This window comes from Desulfovibrio sp. (assembly GCA_016208105.1).
In the GTDB taxonomy this organism is placed as follows: domain Bacteria; phylum Desulfobacterota; class Desulfovibrionia; order Desulfovibrionales; family Desulfovibrionaceae; genus Fundidesulfovibrio.
In genome coordinates, this window is record JACQYS010000001.1 from 64,731 (window position 1) to 81,904 (window position 17,174).

General features: G+C 58.3%; 14 protein-coding genes and 1 tRNA gene. 4 read left to right on the top strand and 11 right to left on the bottom strand.

Going from position 1 to position 17,174, the window contains the following annotated elements:
• Window positions 1–3 precede the first annotated feature (3 nt).
• From HY795_00335 to HY795_00375, 9 genes are all read right to left on the bottom strand, one after another.
• The gene (locus tag HY795_00335) at window positions 4–801 is read right to left on the bottom strand and encodes a class I fructose-bisphosphate aldolase family protein (GenBank protein ID MBI4803665.1); all 798 of its coding nucleotides are present in this window, start codon (window positions 799–801) and stop codon (window positions 4–6) included.
• 269 nt (window positions 802–1,070) lie between these two features.
• A complete protein-coding gene (locus HY795_00340; GenBank protein MBI4803666.1) occupies window positions 1,071–2,234 on the bottom strand; it encodes an MFS transporter in 1,164 nt (387 codons plus the stop codon).
• A gap of 55 nt (window positions 2,235–2,289) precedes the next feature.
• Entirely contained in the window at window positions 2,290–2,991 is a 702-nt protein-coding gene (locus tag HY795_00345) for a CerR family C-terminal domain-containing protein (protein MBI4803667.1), read from the bottom strand.
• 138 nt (window positions 2,992–3,129) lie between these two features.
• The gene (locus HY795_00350; GenBank protein MBI4803668.1) at window positions 3,130–3,897 is read right to left on the bottom strand and encodes a M15 family metallopeptidase; all 768 of its coding nucleotides are present in this window, start codon (window positions 3,895–3,897) and stop codon (window positions 3,130–3,132) included.
• A 130-nt stretch (window positions 3,898–4,027) separates the two neighbouring features.
• Window positions 4,028–4,426, bottom strand: coding sequence for a response regulator (locus HY795_00355; GenBank protein ID MBI4803669.1), 399 nt, complete (start codon window positions 4,424–4,426; stop codon window positions 4,028–4,030).
• Window positions 4,427–4,560: 134 nt separating this feature from the next.
• Complete coding sequence (locus HY795_00360) at window positions 4,561–4,806, bottom strand: hypothetical protein (protein MBI4803670.1); 246 nt, start codon at window positions 4,804–4,806, stop codon at window positions 4,561–4,563.
• Complete coding sequence (locus HY795_00365; GenBank protein ID MBI4803671.1) at window positions 4,806–6,797, bottom strand: SpoIIE family protein phosphatase; 1,992 nt, start codon at window positions 6,795–6,797, stop codon at window positions 4,806–4,808. Before HY795_00365 ends, HY795_00360 begins: the two co-directional genes overlap by 1 nt.
• Complete coding sequence (locus HY795_00370; protein ID MBI4803672.1) at window positions 6,794–8,995, bottom strand: ATP-dependent helicase; 2,202 nt, start codon at window positions 8,993–8,995, stop codon at window positions 6,794–6,796. The genes HY795_00365 and HY795_00370 overlap by 4 nt, the downstream gene beginning before the upstream one ends.
• An 8-nt stretch (window positions 8,996–9,003) precedes the next feature.
• The gene (locus tag HY795_00375; GenBank protein MBI4803673.1) at window positions 9,004–10,302 is read right to left on the bottom strand and encodes an alkaline phosphatase family protein; all 1,299 of its coding nucleotides are present in this window, start codon (window positions 10,300–10,302) and stop codon (window positions 9,004–9,006) included.
• A gap of 154 nt (window positions 10,303–10,456) precedes the next feature.
• Between HY795_00375 and HY795_00380 the strand changes: the two genes are divergently transcribed.
• From HY795_00380 to HY795_00395, 4 genes are all read left to right on the top strand, one after another.
• Window positions 10,457–10,545, top strand: a tRNA-Leu gene (locus HY795_00380).
• A gap of 124 nt (window positions 10,546–10,669) precedes the next feature.
• Window positions 10,670–11,665, top strand: a complete 996-nt coding sequence (locus tag HY795_00385; protein ID MBI4803674.1) for a site-specific integrase — start codon at window positions 10,670–10,672, stop codon at window positions 11,663–11,665.
• A 267-nt stretch (window positions 11,666–11,932) separates the two neighbouring features.
• Window positions 11,933–12,535, top strand: a complete 603-nt coding sequence (locus tag HY795_00390; GenBank protein ID MBI4803675.1) for a Crp/Fnr family transcriptional regulator — start codon at window positions 11,933–11,935, stop codon at window positions 12,533–12,535.
• A gap of 347 nt (window positions 12,536–12,882) precedes the next feature.
• Window positions 12,883–15,168: a nitric-oxide reductase large subunit gene (locus tag HY795_00395; protein MBI4803676.1), complete on the top strand. Its 2,286-nt coding sequence runs from the start codon at window positions 12,883–12,885 to the stop codon at window positions 15,166–15,168.
• Window positions 15,169–15,238: 70 nt separating this feature from the next.
• Here HY795_00395 and HY795_00400 read toward each other — a convergent pair whose 3' ends face one another.
• The gene (locus HY795_00400; GenBank protein MBI4803677.1) at window positions 15,239–16,432 is read right to left on the bottom strand and encodes an anaerobic nitric oxide reductase flavorubredoxin; all 1,194 of its coding nucleotides are present in this window, start codon (window positions 16,430–16,432) and stop codon (window positions 15,239–15,241) included.
• Window positions 16,433–16,754: 322 nt separating this feature from the next.
• Entirely contained in the window at window positions 16,755–17,024 is a 270-nt protein-coding gene (locus HY795_00405) for a hypothetical protein (GenBank protein ID MBI4803678.1), read from the bottom strand.
• Window positions 17,025–17,174: the final 150 nt, after the last annotated feature.

Below are 17,174 nucleotides of genomic sequence, written 5' to 3' on the forward strand. Positions count from 1 at the left end.
CACCTAGTCCTTGAGCAGTTCCATGGCCTGTTCGACCTCCCAGTTCAGGTGCACCACGCCGTGCAGGGCCTGAACCAGGCGCGAGGGCTGGGCGTACTGGAAGATGTTGCGGCCAATCGACAGGCCGGATCCGCCTGCCTGAACCGAGTCGTGGGCCATGGTCACCAGGTCGCGTACGTCGGAGAGCTTGGGGCCGCCCGCGATGACCACGGGGACGCAGCAGGCGTCGCAGACCTTGGCGAAGGATTCAATGTCGCCGGTGTAGGGCACTTTGACCACGTCCGCGCCCAGTTCAAGGCCGACACGGGCGCAGTGGGCCACGGTGTCGGGGTCATATTCGTTTTTCACCTTGGGGCCGCGCGCGTAGACCATGGCCAGCACCGGAACGCCCCATTCAGTGGCCGTGGAGGTAATACGGCCGAAATCCTCGAGCATGTGGCGCTCGGTTTCGTCGCCCAGGTTGATGTGCAGGGACACGCCGTCCGCGCCGAGTTTCAGGGCGTCTTCCACCGTGCCCACAAGTGTCTTTGCGTTGGGGAAGGGCGAGATGGTGGTGGAGGCGGAAAGATGGATGATGAGCCCCACGTCGCGACCGCGCTTGCGGTGGGAGCAGCGCACCAGGCCCTTGTGCATGAGCACGGCGTTGGCGCCGCCCTCGGCCACCTGGTTTATGGTCTCGCGCATGTCGATGAGCCCGTCGATGGGGCCCACGGTCACGCCGTGGTCCATGGGCACGATGATGGTGCGGTTGTTGTTCCTGTTGAAAATGCGTTCGAGTCTGACGGCTTTTCCGATGAGCATGTTCCTCTCCTCCGGTTTGCGCCGGGACCGCCTTGCCAGCGGACCTTTGATAAACGAAGAGGGCCGCCGGCTATTCGCCAGCGGCCCTCGGTGTGGTTGCTGTCAACTTGTCAGGTTAACGTGCACCTCTCCCGATACCGCTGGCGCGGCTAAACCAAAAGTAAAACCAAAAGTAGAAGCCAGCGGTAAAGTTGGGAGACTGCATGGCGAGGTGATTACCCGCCTGCCTTAAAACATGTCAAGAGGGAAATTGCTAAAAGCGTAAAAGGTCATTTCACTGCCGCCGGATCAAGCCGGTCCATCTTTTTGCGTGTGAAAACCGCGCACAGCGCCAGCGCCAGCAGGCAGGCGGCAGTTCCGAAGAGGAGAAACCCCACATACCCGAGCTGGTGGACAGCCATTGCTCCCAGCATGGGCCCCAGGAAACCACCCAACTGCTGAAACATGGTGGCCAGATTGGAATTGATGCCCTTGAACCTGGGCTTGGAGATGCTGAACAGGAGGGAACTCATGGCCGGGGCCCCAACACCCATGCCCAGGCCCATGATCACAGCCGAGGCGTACACCATGGACGGGTTGGCGGCCACGGCGGTCAGAAGGCAGCTTGCGCCGGTAAGGACAAAGCAGAGCCGTATAAGGAGCATCTTTCTTATCCGGTCAAAATGATGATTCCCCAAGAGCCTGACAAGGATCATGCACACCATCTGCAATGTGAAAAACATGCCCACGTTTTCAAATCCGCGTGCCTGGAAAAAACCTTTGGCCATGAAGAACACAGCTGAAAACGTGGTTATGTAGAGGGTCATTATGCCCAGCAGCAGGGCGATGGGCGCGGTGGAAACACTCCGTACCATGTCATGGTAGCGTATGGACGTGGCCTTGGTATCCCAGGGGTCGGTCCGTTTGGCGCGCAACCCCATGAAAAGTATCAGAACCAGGGCGGGAACAAGGAACAGGGACATGGTCATGTAGCCGCGCGCCAGGAGTTCCTGGCCGTGGAAAAGGGAATCAAAGGCCGCGGGCACCACAGAATAGGGCAGAAGGATGGCCACCGAGTAGAGTCCGAAGGCCTGAGCGCTTCGTTCGGCGGGAATTATGCGGACCAAAAGAGTCATGACCGAAGCCGAGAGCAGGTAGAATCCCACTCCGTTGGCCAGGCGCAGGGCCAGCAGCTCATGCGGCGTGCGCGCGAAGAGGTAGAGGACTCCGCAGGCCAGAAAGAGGATTGATCCCGCGCAGGCGCAGGGAATCGCGGTGCGCACCGTCATCTTCGGGCTGAAGAGAAGGAAGGAGACGATGGTGGCCAAGGAGGAACTGCCTATCAAAAACCCCCGCCATTGCTGCCCGATGCCGATGAGGCCCAGGTAAACGTCAAGGCTGTAGAAAACAGTCGTGTTGCAGTAGGTGAAGAAGATGAGAAGGCATAGCGCCATGAAATCAAACGAAAGGAGGCGGTGGCCGCCGAGTTGGGGCTTCATCATAGAGGTGTTATTTGGGATCAACGGACGGTTTGGCGCTTTCGGCACCGCCGAGCAGCCCATTCAAGGAGAAATCGGCAACGGCGCGGCTTATGTCTGCCACGTCTTGGGGAGTGTAGATGTCTTTGCCAGACCACTTGAGAAAGGTGGCGCGGCTTCTGGAAAAGGCGCAGGCCAGCACGAAAACGCCGAAAGCCAGGGCTTTGTTGTCAAGGCTGGCGCGCGGTTTCGCGCTCGCGGATTCCACAACCCTGGCGAAGGCATCCAGGGCGGGCAGCAGCGCGTCGTCGAATATGCGGTCGAAAGCCTCGGTGGGGTCGATGAATTCTCTCTGGAGCAACAGGCTCATCCATCGGGAGCGGGGCGTCATGAGCAGGGACCCGATCAGCCGGGTGACCATGGAGTGGACGGCTTCTCCGGCTTGGCTCCGGGTGGCGTTTTGCGGAAGGGCCGTGGCCGGGCTGAGGGCTTCCCGGTACAGGGTTGCCAGATGCTTTGTGACGTGTTCGATGACCGCGGCGTAGAGCCCTGCCTTGCTCCCGAAGTGGAAGTTGATGGCGGCGGAATTGACGCCGCTCTGCGTTGCCAGTTCGCGGGTGGACACCGCGTCAAAACCCTTGAGTGCAAAGAGCTTGAGCCCAGCCTCCAGGAGGCTCAGGCGTGTGCGCAGCCCTTTTTCCAGGCGCTGGTCGGTTTTCGGAAGTGCGGGCAAGGGCGTCATCCTCATGTTTTTCTTGAAGGGACCGCTAACTCCCGGGAGTGTAGTTAGTCAATCGTTTGATTGAAAATATTGTACGCGCAGGCAGGAGAAGGCCTGGGAGAACAGTCGCGGCCAAGGGGGCGGTGGGGCTCAGCGCCTGGGCGCGGTCACGGGAAAATCGAAGTAGGTGTCCGGGAAGGGCTCTTTTCGCAGCGTGAAATGCCACCATTCGTACTCGTAGGGAGAAAATCCGTGTTTCTCCATGAGCTTGCGCAGGAGCATCCTGTTCTCCTGAGCCACGAGGGGTATTCTGGTAGAAAGGGAGTGGGAGAGTTCGTCCATGCAGTCGAACCCGGTGCCCATATCCAGGGAGCCGTCATTGAAGCGCACGTCGTAGGGGGCGGTGCAGGGGACAAGCTCCTGACCGGCGGAAAAGGCCACGCCGGGTTTGTAGGGCATGGGGATTATAGTCACATCCACGGTGGAAGCCCTGGAATGGCCGGATTTCTTGGCCACGTAGCCGAGTTCGAAGAAGTCCTTCTTGTCCACGTTGGGATAGAACTCTGCCTTGGTCAGCTGGTCATCGACAACCTTGCTCCAGGTCACGAAGTCCTCGACGGCCCGCTGTGGTCTGTAGCAGTCATACACCTTGAGGCCGAGCCCCGAAGCGTTCAACTCGTCCTGGACGTTTTTTAACGCCTTGGCCGCGTCGATGGAGAGGATGCATTCCGGGGCCTCGTACCCCTTCACCGGGCGTCCGAGGAAATTGTGAAAGCCGAAGTAGCGGATTTCCTGCTCAATGGTGGGAGCGATATCTCTGAGGTATGCAAAGCGGGAAGGAAGGACGGAATTATCCTTCGAGGCATGTGCCGGGACAAGCAGCAGAAAGAGCAGGGCGAAAAGGACTTTTGCGCGCATGCGTCCCTCCGTGAAACCCGAGGCTTTGAGACGTTTATTGTCAAAAAATCTATTGAAAACAGCGAGTTCCTTGCATTTCAGGAACTGCATGAAAGGCTCGCGCGTGGGCAGGAACCGACGCGGGTCGGTCTTACCCTATTAAGGCGAACTTGCGCAACTCTCCCAGAAGCTCTTCAGGGTCAACGGGTTTGGGCAGGAAGCTCATGGCGCCTCCTTGGAAAAAAGCCCGGTTGACGTTCTGGGCGTTGTTTTGGGAGGACACCATGATAACCACACTCTCCGCGTTCGGCTTGAGGCTGGCTTCACGTTCCAGGGTCCTGATTTTTTCCAGGGTCTGGTGGCCGTCCATTCCGGGCATGCGTATGTCCACAAGGACGGCATCAAAGCCGCTGCCTGAACAGAGGGCTTGGTTGAATGCGTCAACTCCCTCGGCACCGGTGGCGGTAGACAGGGTGCTGGCATGGGGGGCCAATACCTCTTCGAAAAAAAGGCGGCTGATGGGGTCGTCGTCTATTATGAGCGCTTTCATGGGTTCTCCAGGCCGGGCGCTCATACATGCTTGGGCCGGGTGTGTCAAAAAAAGACGCCACGAAACCGGCTTTTTGGGCCGCACTGGAAGGCCATTCTTGTGCGAGCCGGGAGCATCTCTTGGGCTCGCAGCCCCTAGCCGAAAGGATCTTCCGCTTCTTTTTTTGCAGAAGTCGAGAGAAAACCGCCTGTCCTTGCCAATCGCATAGAGCTCACAGGCGCGCTGGCAAGACCGCAGAAACCCAAGGCCTGCTCGCCCTCGGAATCGTCCAGCCAGCGCCACATCATGCATTGGCCACCCTGGCAGAAGCGCATCTTGCCGTCGGGAGTGGTAAGAAGAGGACAGAAACGGAACTTCGCATCTTTTTCAGTGGCGGGCATTATGAAACCTCCAGTGAAGCGCTTTTGATGACCATCAGAGTGACGTCGTCCTCAAGGGGTGATCCATTCTTGAATTCCTTAAAGGCGGCCATGAGCGCATCAAGGATATCCTTGGAGTGCGCGCTGGCGTTCTGGCGAAGAATTGCACGCACGCGGTCTTTGCCGAACATATCCCCCTGCGGGCTTCGGGCCTCCCACAAGCCGTCGGAGCCTATGAGCAGCACGTCGCCGGGAAGAAGGAACGGTCTGGACGCATCGAGAAAGACACGGTCTTCGATGACACCGAGCGGAATGCCAGGGCCACCGATATCCTCGAATCCGTCCAGTGCCTGATTGTACAGGATGGCCGGATCGTGGCCGGCCCGCACCCAGCGCATGCAGTCAGCCACAGGGTCGATCTCCAGGTAGAAGAGAGTCATGAACCGGCCCGAGCCCACGGTGTCCATTGTGAGATAGCGGTTCACCGACGTGACCACCTCTGCCGGGGACCCCGGCTGGTGCGCCCGCATGCGAAGGAAAGCCCGGGCCGTGGCCATGAGCAGAGCCGCATCCAGGCCGTGTCCGGACACGTCGCCTACGAGAACAGCTGTGCGCTCTGAATGCCCGTGGGCTCCCGGGATCACGTCGAAGAAATCGCCACCGACCTCCTCGCAGGAGATGCTCACGGCGGAGAGGTCCAGCCCAGGCAGGTCGGGCCAGTGGGCCGGCAGCAGCCTGTGATGGACCTCCTGGGCCAGGGCCATGGCCGAGGTCAGCCTGGTGTGGTCCTTGAGCTTCGGACCCATCTCGTTGAAGACGCGGCCGAGCTCTTTCAGCTCCCGGCCTCCTTCGGGGACCACGCGGACTTCGAAGTCCCCTTCGCCGAGTTTGGCCGTAGCCTTGGAGAGATCGGTGATCGGCTTGGTAAAGCTGCGCGACACCAGCCAGGCCGTGAGGGTCACCACAAGAAGGCCGGCCACCAGGATGATGAACGTGAGGTGGCGCTGACGCTGGAACCGGCCTTCGATGTACTCGGAGGCCATGGTGGCGTCCGCTGTTATGTCGGTTTTTGGAGCCGCAAGAATAAGCGCCGTGCCCTTCAGCTTGGTAGGTGCGTAGGCCCAAAGCCAATCCGTGTTGTTCACCCTGACCTGCCGGACTTCGCTTAAGCCGTTGTTCAGATCCGAAAGGATGAGCTCCCGCTCGGCCGGGTCGTCCGGGGTCAGCCAGCCCGGAGCTGCCAGCCCCAGCATGCCGCGTCCGGCACCCATTGCGTGGGAAACGCCATGTTTGGCGTCATCTTTCTCCCCCTTCTCGCACCCCGGTTCTCCGATGATGTGCAATCCCTGCTCCGAAGTGTCATTGGAATCGAACTGCACCAGGTATGTTTTCAGATTCGCGGACAGGCTCTGGGTGTGCTCGTTGCTCAAACCACCGATCTCGACAGGGGCCATCAGGGCTGTGACTCCGAGGATACGGCCTGAGGCGTCCCGGATGGGAATGGACAGAGTGAGTCCGACGCGCCGGGTGGTGGGATCGATCACGGGGGCGGTCCAGATCATTCCACCTTCTTTAACCGCCAAGCGGTACCAGACGGTCTGGCGGGCGTCGAAGCGGCGGGGCAGCCGGACATCCTCGGATGAAGCCACGACCTGCCCGTCCTCGAACACAGTGATTTGCCCAAAAAGCTTGTCCGACACATCCCTGGCAGATGAGGCGTAGGCATGGCTCAGTTCCTCACGGCCCTGCCCGGCCAGAGTCCTCTCCACCTCCGAGGCCTGGAGGCGCATAGTCTGTTCCAGGAGCAAGCCTTCCCGCCGCCACAGTTCGGCGTGGTCCTCCACCATGAGGCGCATGAAGTCCTTGGTCTTAACGATGGTCCGGTGCCAGGAGCGTTGCACCAGGTCTTGGGAAAGCTCCTGGAAGGTGAACTGGGCGCTTATGCGCAGGACCAGCACAGGAAGAACGGAGAGAACCAGCAGCAGGAGGAAGAGTTTGACCCTGACGCTCACGGTTCCATCTCCAGGTATTCGCTGAGGATAACCTTCATGCCGAACCCCGGGAAGTTCACCCGGCATTTGCCCTCGCCAAGCCTGGCCACCACTTTGCCCCGGCCGAAGATGCGGTGCTGGCAGAACCCAAGGGGGCCCTCTTCGCCGGACGACTTGGCGGAAGCAAAAGGTGATGGGGCGGGGTCATACGAACCCTTGCGCGTGCTTTCCGCCAAAGCTTCCCTGCGGGCCGCGGAAAAGGACATGGCGCTCGCGGACGGCTGGAAAGCCTCGGAAGTGGCCGCTGTCTTAGCCAAAGTTCCGGAGAAGGTTTCGCGCAGTTCCGTATAGAGGTCCTTGGGGAGTTCGCGCACGAAGAGGCTCGGCATGGCGGGCTGGGAGCCGCCTCCGGCCCGGTTGTAGATGGTGCCGGGCACGAACAGGGTCAGTTGGTCCTTGGCCCGGGTGCAGGCCACGTAGAGCAGCCGGCGTTCCTCTTCCAGATCTTCCGGCCTGGCCAGGGCGTGGCGTGAGGGGAAGCGGTCGTCCACCAGGTCCAGGAGAATAACGGCGGGCCATTCGAGGCCCTTTGCCGAATGTACGGTGGAGAGAACCACCGCGTCTTCGCGGATGCCCTTTCGTTCCTCTTCGGGATTCTCCAGGGCCAGGTCCGCCAGGAAGGCCTCCAGGTGGGCATAGGACGAGGCGATCTGGCCAAGCTGCTCGAGCCCTGCCAGACGACGGGGAAAGTCCTCGGGGTGCATGTGGGTGAGTGTGGGCGTGTAGAAGGTCACGGCCCGCTCAAGCATGGAGGCCGGACCGCCCGGGTCGGCGCGCAGGTCCTCCAGGAAGGCGAACAGGGCGTGCAGCCCCGGGTTCTTCTGGCGCTGGGCGGACAGGTAGGCCTGGTCGCCTTCGCGCACGGCCAGGGCGATCTTGAGGGCGGTCTTCTCGCCAATCTTGTCCACCAACGTCAGCACCCGCTTCCAGGCCACGGCGTCGCGCGGGTTGTGCACCACGCGCAGATAGGCCACGGCGTCTTTGACGTGGGCTGCTTCGGAAAAGCGCAGGCCTCCGAACTTCTGGAAGGCGATGCCCTCCTTGTTGAGCGCAAGCTCCAGGCCATAGGACTGGTACCCGGCCCGGAAGAGCACCGCGATTTCGCAGGACAGGTATTTGCGCCGAAGTTCCCGGATTTTCTCCACGGCCAGCCTGGCCTGGGTCTGGTCGGAATAGGCCTTGACCAGCTCCGGCTTGGGGCCTTCCAGGCGTTCGGAAAAGAGATTCTTGTCGAAACGGTCCTTGGCCTGGCGCAGGATTGCGTTGGTCAGGTCCAGGATGGGCTGGGTGGAGCGGTAGTTCTGCTCCAGACGCACGATGCGCGCGCCTTCGTAGATGCGGGGAAAGCTCAGTATGTTTTCAACATTGGCGCCCCTGAATGCGTAGATGGATTGGGCGTCGTCGCCCACGGCCATGACGTTGCCTGCTTCGCCCGCCAAGAGCTTTACAAGCCGGGCCTGAACCAGGTTGGTGTCCTGGTATTCGTCCACCATTATGTAGCGGTGGCGCTGGCGCAGCTGTTCGAGCAGATCGGGGGTCTGGATGAGCGCCCTTTCCAGGGTGAAAAGCATGTCGTCATAGTCGAGCAGGCCGTTGTTCTGCTTGTAGGTCTGGTATTCGTCCGCGATATCCTCAAGAGTGCCGGCGTGGGGCAGCAACTGGTAGGACTCGCGCGAAAGAACGTCGTGGACGGTGAGCTCCTTGTTGCGGGATTTGCTGACCAGTTCCAGCACGAAGCCCTTCTTTGGGAAACTCTTGTCGCCTTTCCCCGCCCCGAGGTCTGAGATCACGTGCCCCATGACCTCCTCGGCGTCGCCCCGGTCCATTATGGTGAGCGCTCCCGGATAGCCGGTGGCCTGCGGGTTGCGCCTGAGCGTGGCGAAGGAAAAGGCATGGAAGGTGCCGCCCTGCACGCCGCCCAGAGCCATTCCCAGGAGCCTTTCAGCTCGGTGCAGCATCTCCTGGGCCGCCTTGCGGGTGAAGGTGAGCAGCAGAATGGAAGAGGGCTCCACGCCCAGGCTCACCAGCCTGGCCAGACGGTGCACCAGGGTGCGCGTCTTACCTGATCCGGCCCCGGCGATGACCAGCACCGGGCCGTCAGTGGTCATCACCGCTTCCAGTTGGGCGGGGTTGAGCTGGCTTTTGAAGTCGATGGGCATGCCTAAACCTATGCCGTGAGGCCGAAATGGGCGAACAGTTCCCGCCCGGCAGCGCTTATACGGTCCGGTTTCGAACCGGCGGAGTCGTAGAAGATGGCGTCGCCAGGATTGTGGCAGCCGAAGCGTCCGTGAAGTCCGCACATCTCCAGGCGGTTGAACTTTCCGGTGAGCGAGATGCCGGGACGCGGTTCGCAGATAAGGTCAGGGGCCTTGCTGGTGAAGGGGCCGGAATAGATCTCTTGCGGCTCGTGTACCGCGGCCATCAGAGGCTTCCCTTCATGGGAAAGCTCCAGAAGGGCGGCCTTGAGTTCGCCCCGGAGCTTGTCGGCGATGTATTGGTGGAAAACGCCGCGCGCGAAGCGTTCCTTGACGTTTATATAGATTCGCCCCGGGTCCAGGGCGAAGGCCGCCGACTCGTGGGGGGCAATGGCTTGGCTGTCGAATTCATTCGACCCGAGATCCTTGAGCTTCAAAATGCCCTGCTTCATGAGCCAGACGTTCAGGTCCACTTCGGTCTTGCACTCGGCGAACCCGTGGTCGGCCAGCACGATGAGGCGCTTGGGGCCGGGCAAGGACTCGTAGCGGTCCAGCACCTGGCCGATCAGGCGGTCCCACTCGGCCAAGAATTCCATAAAGGCGTCATGCAGGGCATGGTGCGGGTTGGCCACGGCCGGATAGAAGAAGTGGAAGATGCGGTCGGTCTCGGTAAGGACCAGCATGAACAGGTCCCAGGCGAGGTCCGGCCAGAAGATTTCCAGTGCCTTGGCCCGGGAGCGCAATGTGGCGCGCACCTGGGAGAGCATGTAGTCCGGGTCTGCGGCGCCGCGCGTGGTGTCGGCTTCGAGCACGTAGCCCTCCCCGGACAGGATCGAGGCCAGAAACGGGGGGTGGACGGCACGTGCCAGATCGTGGGCCACGAAACCGGCCACCAGCATGCCGGGAATGGGCTTGGCCGGATAGGCGCCGGGCAGATTGATCACCTTGGATGTGAGATTCTTCTCGCCCATGCGCTCGAAGATGGTGGGGGCCTGTATGGCCGAAGAGTCTGTCAGCGAGAGAGCGTACGTGGCCGGGTCTATGCGCGAGAACCCGAACACGCCGTGCCCGCCGGGGTTCTTTCCGGTGATGAGCGAGGCCCAGTTCACTGGGGAAAGCTCGGGCAGCTCGGCCCGTATGGGAAGTGCGTTGGGGGAGAGTGCAATATGAGCCAGATTGGGCAGCTTGCCGGCCTTGCAAAGACTCTGGGCCAAACTGAAGGGCAGGCCATCCAGGCCCAGCACCACTAGGCGGTTGCGATCATTGTGCATGGCGGGTTCATAGCAGCACCGGGCCGAAGGGCCAAGAGCCTAGATCGCCAAGGCCCGATTCCGGGGGCGTGTGCGAGGGGAGTGCCCAGAACAAGACGGTTCCCAACGATTGACGCGCTTTCGAGCCAAGGCTAGAAGTGCTGTCCCCCCTCGTGCCCGAGTGGCGGAATTGGTAGACGCCAGGGACTTAAAATCCCTTGATCCGAAAGGGTCGTGCCGGTTCGAGCCCGGCCTCGGGCACCATGATTTCAATGGGTTAGATGCAAGACAGGCCGTTTTTCCGAGACGGAAAATCGGCCTGTTTGACTTTTTGCTCCAATTTTGCTCCACCTGCTTCCGAGAAGAGTGGAGCAAAACGGGAGCGAAAATGGCGACATTACGCAAGCGCGGCCCCTTCCAGTGGGAGGCCAGAATCCGCAAAAGGGGCTACCCCACCACCTGCAAGACCTTCGACACCAAGGCAGAGGCTGAAGCCTGGGCCAAGGACGTCGAGACCAACATGAACAGAAGCCTCTTCGTGTCCGCCAAGGAGGCCGAGCAATACACGTTGAGTGAGTGCCTCGACCGCTACATTGAGGAGTACGTCCCGCGTCTGAAAAACCCCAAACGGGAGATTGACCGCGCCCGATTTATCCAACGGCGGCCCCTCGCCCACCGGATTATGGCCACCATCCGGGCCAAGGACATTGCCGACTTCCGACGGGAGCGGGAAGCCGAGGGCGTGAGCGGCAACACTATCCGCCTTGATTTCGCAGTGCTCTCCAAACTCTTCAACTACGCCCGATCGGACTGGGGCATGGAAAGCCTGCAAAACCCCGTGTCTCTGGCCGCTAAGCCCAAGCCTGGCAAGGGCCGCGACCGACGCCTTGAAGACGGCGAAGAGGATCGTTTGCTGGAGGCTGCGTCTCCACGATTCAGGCCGGTCATCCAGTTCGCGCTGCAAACCGCCATGCGCCGGAAAGAGATCGCAGTGCTGGAATGGAAATACGTCAGCCTGGGAGGTCGCCATGTGGTCTTGCCGGAGACGAAAAATAACGAACCCCGTACGGTTCCGCTTGGCCCCACGGCACTTTCCATCCTGCGCGAGCAGCCGCGAAGCATCGATCAGAAATCGGTGTTTGGACTTACTGAGCAACAGATCACGACCGCAATGAGGCTCGCGTGCCGAAAAGCGAAACTCGATGATCTTCGCTTCCACGATCTGCGCCACGAGGCCACCAGCCGTTTCTTCGAGCATACTGACCTGGACGTCATGGAGATCAAAGCTATCACCGGGCATAAGACGCTTCAAATGCTGGCGCGGTATACGCACCTGAGGACGGCACGGTTGGCTGACAGGCTGGCTGGTTTAAAGCGGGGGTAGCCAAGCTCGCTCTGTGTTTTTGGCATTGCTGCTGGTTGGGGAGATGTGATGTATGGATTGGGCTCTTTGGGCTAGGCGTTTGCCCAATGGGTCTTTCAGGATGATATTGTTAACAAATAGTCTCAGGGGGTTGGGGAGAATGAGTTTTTCTTGATTTTGAGTGTAATTTGATGTTATGTTCTAAAGATGTGTCCTGGCAATGTATTAGAAATTCTCCAGAAAACACCATTGTTTTCTTCGTTGAGTTTATCAATGTTGGAGATTCTTGTGAATAATTCAGTGGTACTTGATGTTGCCAGGGGTAGGGTTGTTTTTCAAGAGGGGTCTGAGCCAAAGGGGCTTTACGTTTTATTGAACGGACAAATAAAATTATACAAAGTATCAGAAACTGGTCGAGAGCAGATTCTAGATATTGTTGATTATGGGACTCCGGTGTTTGAGGCGTCAGTATTTCACACTGGTGTGTTGCCTGTTAGCGCCATGGCTATCCAGAATAGTAGGCTGTGGTATGTGGAAAAAGAAGCCATGATGAATTTAATTATGCGAGATACGAGATTTGCGTTGAATTTGCTGGATTCATTGTCTCGGGGCATAGTGCAGATGACTGTGTCGATTGGGCAGTTGTCATTGTTTAGCGTGTTGTCTCGTGTTTCATTGTATTTATTGCACTTGGCTGAAGAAAATAAGGCGGATGTATTTGATTTGGGGATAACAAAATGCAACATTTCTGGGTTGCTGGGTATATCGCGCGAAGCGCTATCAAGGGCATTGTCAAAACTAGTAAGTCAAAATGTGATCATCATGAAGCACAGAAAAATTACCGTTGTTGATTTTGAGAGGCTTGTAACGTTTGCGGGTGGTACGAATTAGCGCGGTACATTCAGTGCGATATGGATTGATATGTTTTGTGCGTTTTATCTTGGGGCTTTGTTGTTTTTGTCGCAGGGGCTGATAAGTCGCTTAAAGAAAAACTGGAGGTGTCCTGTTAATCAAGAGCGGATATAGTTAGACGCAAGCGCCTTGATAAAGTGCTATGAATCGAAGTTCACTTGACCGAGTGACTAGGTGAATTAACTTTGATTTTTAATTGAAGACGTTCAAATCAGCCTGCCCAGCTCATATTTCCCCGATTTTTCGTCCTCACGTCGTTGACTTTACCTTCGTTTGCTCCAATATGGGGCGTATATCTACAATATTGTAGTCCTTGGAGGTCTGGCATGCAAACGACGTCACAGATTCGAGAGGCCCTATCCCCGTGGTGGAAACAGGGCGTCATTCTGACGCTGCTGATCGGGTTTACCATCCAGATCTTTATTGCAGTTAAATCCTATGACAATGCGCCTCCTATTCCGGGCAAAGTGCTCGATCCTTCGGGCCAGATAGTATTTACTGGTCAGGACATAACCGCCGGTCAGGAGGTGTTCCTCAAGTACGCCCTTATGGAGAACGGTACGGTCTGGGGGCACGGGGCCTATCTTGGGCCGGACTACTCGGCGCAATACCTGCACACTCTGGGGCTTGAGGCAAATCGGCTACAGGCAAAGAAGTTGTTTCAGCGCGATTTTGATACCCTAAGCCCCGACGAGAAGGATGTGGTATCGGCCGAGTCCACCGCGTTGCTCAAGCAGAATCGGTACGACCCCCAAAAGGATGTCCTGCTCTTTTCTGACGCAGAAGCGGCCTCATACCGCGATCAAATCGGACAGTGGGGCAAGTACTTCACGGACACTGTGGCCAATGGAGGCTTACGCAAGAAATACATCAGCGATTCTGAAGAACTGCGAATCCTGACCGCCTTCTTCGCCTGGACCGCCTGGGTGAGTGTCGCCAATCGTCCAGGTGAGGGCTATTCCTACACTAACAACTTTCCTTACGAGCCCATGCTCGGCAACAAGCCCACCAGCGCCGCCGTGCTTTGGAGCGGGCTCTCCCTAATCACGCTTCTGGCGGGAATAGCCAGCGTGCTTTTTGTCTTCGGTAAGTTCGACTATCTCGGGTGGAAGGGCACAGGCGAACACGTACATCCGCATATGCTCCCGGGGGTGGCTAGCCCCACCCAGCGGGCCACCATCAAATATTTCGTGGTGGTCGCCTTGCTTTTCCTGGTTCAGGTGATGCTGGGCGGTGCTACAGCCCACTTCCGGGCTGATCCCGGCAGCTTTTACGGGTTCGACCTGGCGGAATACTTCCCCAGTACGATCCTCCGCACTTGGCACTTGCAGTCGGCTATCTTCTGGATAGCCACGGCCTTCGTGGCTGGCGGACTATTGCTGGCTCAAGCTCTTGGTGAGGCCGAGCCCAAGGGGCAGACCATGGGTATCCACGCTCTCTTTTGGGCGCTGGTGATAGTTGTCGCGGGGAGCTTCCTTGGCGAGATACTGGGCATAAATCAGATGCTTGGCTCGCTTTGGTTCTGGCTGGGTCACCAGGGCTGGGAATACCTGGAACTAGGGCGTTTCTGGCAGGTGCTTCTGGCCATTGGTCTTATTGGGTGGGTGGTCATGCTGTTACGCTCCGTGGGGCCAGCCCTCAAGGACCCGGATCGCCGTGAGGTCACCTCGCTTTTTCTTCTGGCGGCCTTGGCCATACCCGTATTCTACCTTCCTGCCTTTTTCTTCGGCAGCACCACCAACTTCACCGTGGCCGACAACTGGCGCTTCTGGATCATCCATCTGTGGGTGGAGGGGTTCTTCGAGCTCTTCGTCACGGTAATGGTGTCCGTGATCTTCTTCCGCATGGGGCTGGTGTCGCGGCTCACGGCTACACGGGTCATTTACCTGGACGCCATTTTGTTCCTTGGCAGCGGCATCGTGGGCACTGGCCACCATTGGTACTTTACCGGACAGACCAACTTGAACATGGCTCTTTCTGCTCTATTTTCAGCCATGGAAGTGGTACCTCTGACGCTTCTGACACTGGACGCCTGGGATTTCGTGAAGCTCACTCAATCCGAGTGCGCCGTATGCGGCAAGAGAGTGAACATCCCTCATCGCTGGGCTTTTTTCTTCCTGATGGCCGTGGGATTCTGGAACTTTGTTGGTGCGGGTATTTTCGGGTTCCTCATTAACTTGCCTATCGTGAGCTATTTCGAGGTGGGCACGATCCTGACGCCAAACCATGGTCACGCGGCGCTGATGGGCGTGTTCGGCATGGAGGCAATGGCGCTCATGGTGCTGGCGTTCCGACAGGTACTTGATGACGAGCAGTGGAAAAAGCCGGAGAAGTTCGTGAAAATATCCTTCTGGGGGCTGAATGTCGGCCTTGCGTTGATGCTGGCTGGAAGTCTCTTTCCTGGCGGGGTGATGCAGCTCTACGACGTGCTGCAGAACGGCTACTGGCACGCACGCGGTCTGGACTACCTGAATCGGGACATGGTCCGACTGATTGAGTGGGCAAGGATGCCCGGCGACGTGGTGTTCATCGCCTTCGGCGCTGCGCCGATGGCCGTGGCGGCGGTATTGACGTATATGGAGATGAAGAAGACAAAGCCGGTAACAATCTAGAATTGTCCGAAAGAGTGAACCCAAGAGGGGGCCGGATGGCCCCCTCGTCATTTTGTTCGGCGGGTTGGCTTTACGCCAGTGCCTTGCCGATTGTTGTCCCGAACTCCTCGCACTGCGCCAAATCTTCTCCTGCGGGTTGCCAGAGCTTTTTCAGTCCTGGGCCTATCAAAGGGATGCCACATTCTTCCAGGCCCTTTTCGATCATCTTCACGGACTCCCCACTCCAGCCGTACGAGCCGAAGGCAGCCGCGCGCTTGTTCTTGAAGGACAACCCGCGCATCTCCTCCAGGATGGCCGCAACCGAACTCAGGATGCCGCGGTTGATGGTGGATGAACCCACCAGTACAGCTTTTGATTTAAAGACTTCTGTGATGGCGTCGTTCTTGTCGGTTTTCCCGATGTTGATACACTTCACGGTCAGTCCTGGCGAAACGGAGTGGATGCCTCGCGCTATCGCTTCGGCCATAGAGCGAGTGGCGTTCCACATGGTGTCGTAGAGGATGGTTACCTGTTCCTCCTGGTAGTCTGCTGCCCATTTCAGATAGGACTCCACAATGCGGGTGGGTTCTTGGCGCCAGATAACGCCATGGCTGGGACAGATCATGCTCAGGGGAAGGTTCAGGGCCAGGAATTCCTGGATCTTCTTTGTCACCAGCTTGCTGAATGGAGTCAGGATGTTGGCGTAGTATTTCAAAGCTTCCTGAAACAGTTCGCACTGATCCACGGTGTCATTGTAGAGTCCTTCGCTGGCGAGGTGTTGACCGAATGCGTCGTTGCTGAACAGGATGGCCTGGCCGGTAAGGTAGCACATCATGGTGTCGGGCCAATGGAGCATGGGGGCCTCAACAAATACGAGGTCCATGCCCGGTCCCACGTTAAGGGTGGCGCCGGTCTTGACCGGATGGAAGTTCCAGTCGGCGTGGTACATGCCGGTCATGGACTTGACGCCGTTGGACGTGCAGTACACGGGTACACCAGGGATGCGCCGCATCAACTCTGGCAGGGCACCGCTGTGGTCAGGCTCGGCGTGGTTGACCACAACATAGTCTATGGAATTCAAGTCAACGGTGCGGGACAAGGCATCAACGAACTCCCCGGCGTAGGGTCCCCAAACGGTGTCCACGAGTACGGTCTTTTCTCCCCGAAGCAAATATGAGTTGTATGAGGAGCCGCGATGCGTGCTGTACTCTTCACCGTGAAACTTTCTAAGTTCCCAGTCAGTCTTGCCGACCCAAGTGACGACATCATTGATGCGGACGGCCATGAACATACCTCCAGATGGTACGGGTTTCCCGGTTGGCAGGGGGGGAGCTTAGCAGGTCGGGTGTGCCGTATGCAAACGTCAATAAGGTTGGAACCTGTTCAGGTGTCTGGCGTGGTGCTGTATTCCATCGGTTCACAACACGTCAGCCAAGTGTTTATCGCGGATGTGATGTCCCGTCTCGAAGGGAATTGTCGTCCTGTAGTCGAGTGTTTGTGATCATCAAAGTTCCGGTGATGAATTTCCTGATATAAATGTTGGTCGTTTTACCGTCTATCCAGTCACCTTGAACGGGAATATTGACCAGAGCCCTCCCTCCACCTCTCTACTTTACGCTCAAGATGACGCTCAAGCGCGTCAACAAGGGCTCCAAATTCGCGTGTATAGTGCTCAAATGCTGCAAGTGCTGCGCTGATTTCTGTTGTTGAGCGCTCAAGCGGGCGACCTGCTGCTGGAGCTGGTGCAAGGTGTTCGCGTGGATTGCCAGAGCCTGCTGTTGACCGGTAAGGATCTTTTCCTGCCGTTCCTGTGTCTGACGTAATTCCTGCTCCATCGCGGCCAACGTGTCCGACAGCAGACGTTCGATTTCGGTCATGACTTACTCCAGTTTCACAGCTTGTTGTTTGCCCATGGTCCACCCTGTTTTGGGCGTCGTCTTCGGCGGCAGAACGATGAACCGCCCGTCCTGATTCTCCAGGAGCTTCAAGCCCCAGGTTCGATCGTTCAGGTGTGCGACGGTCGCCTC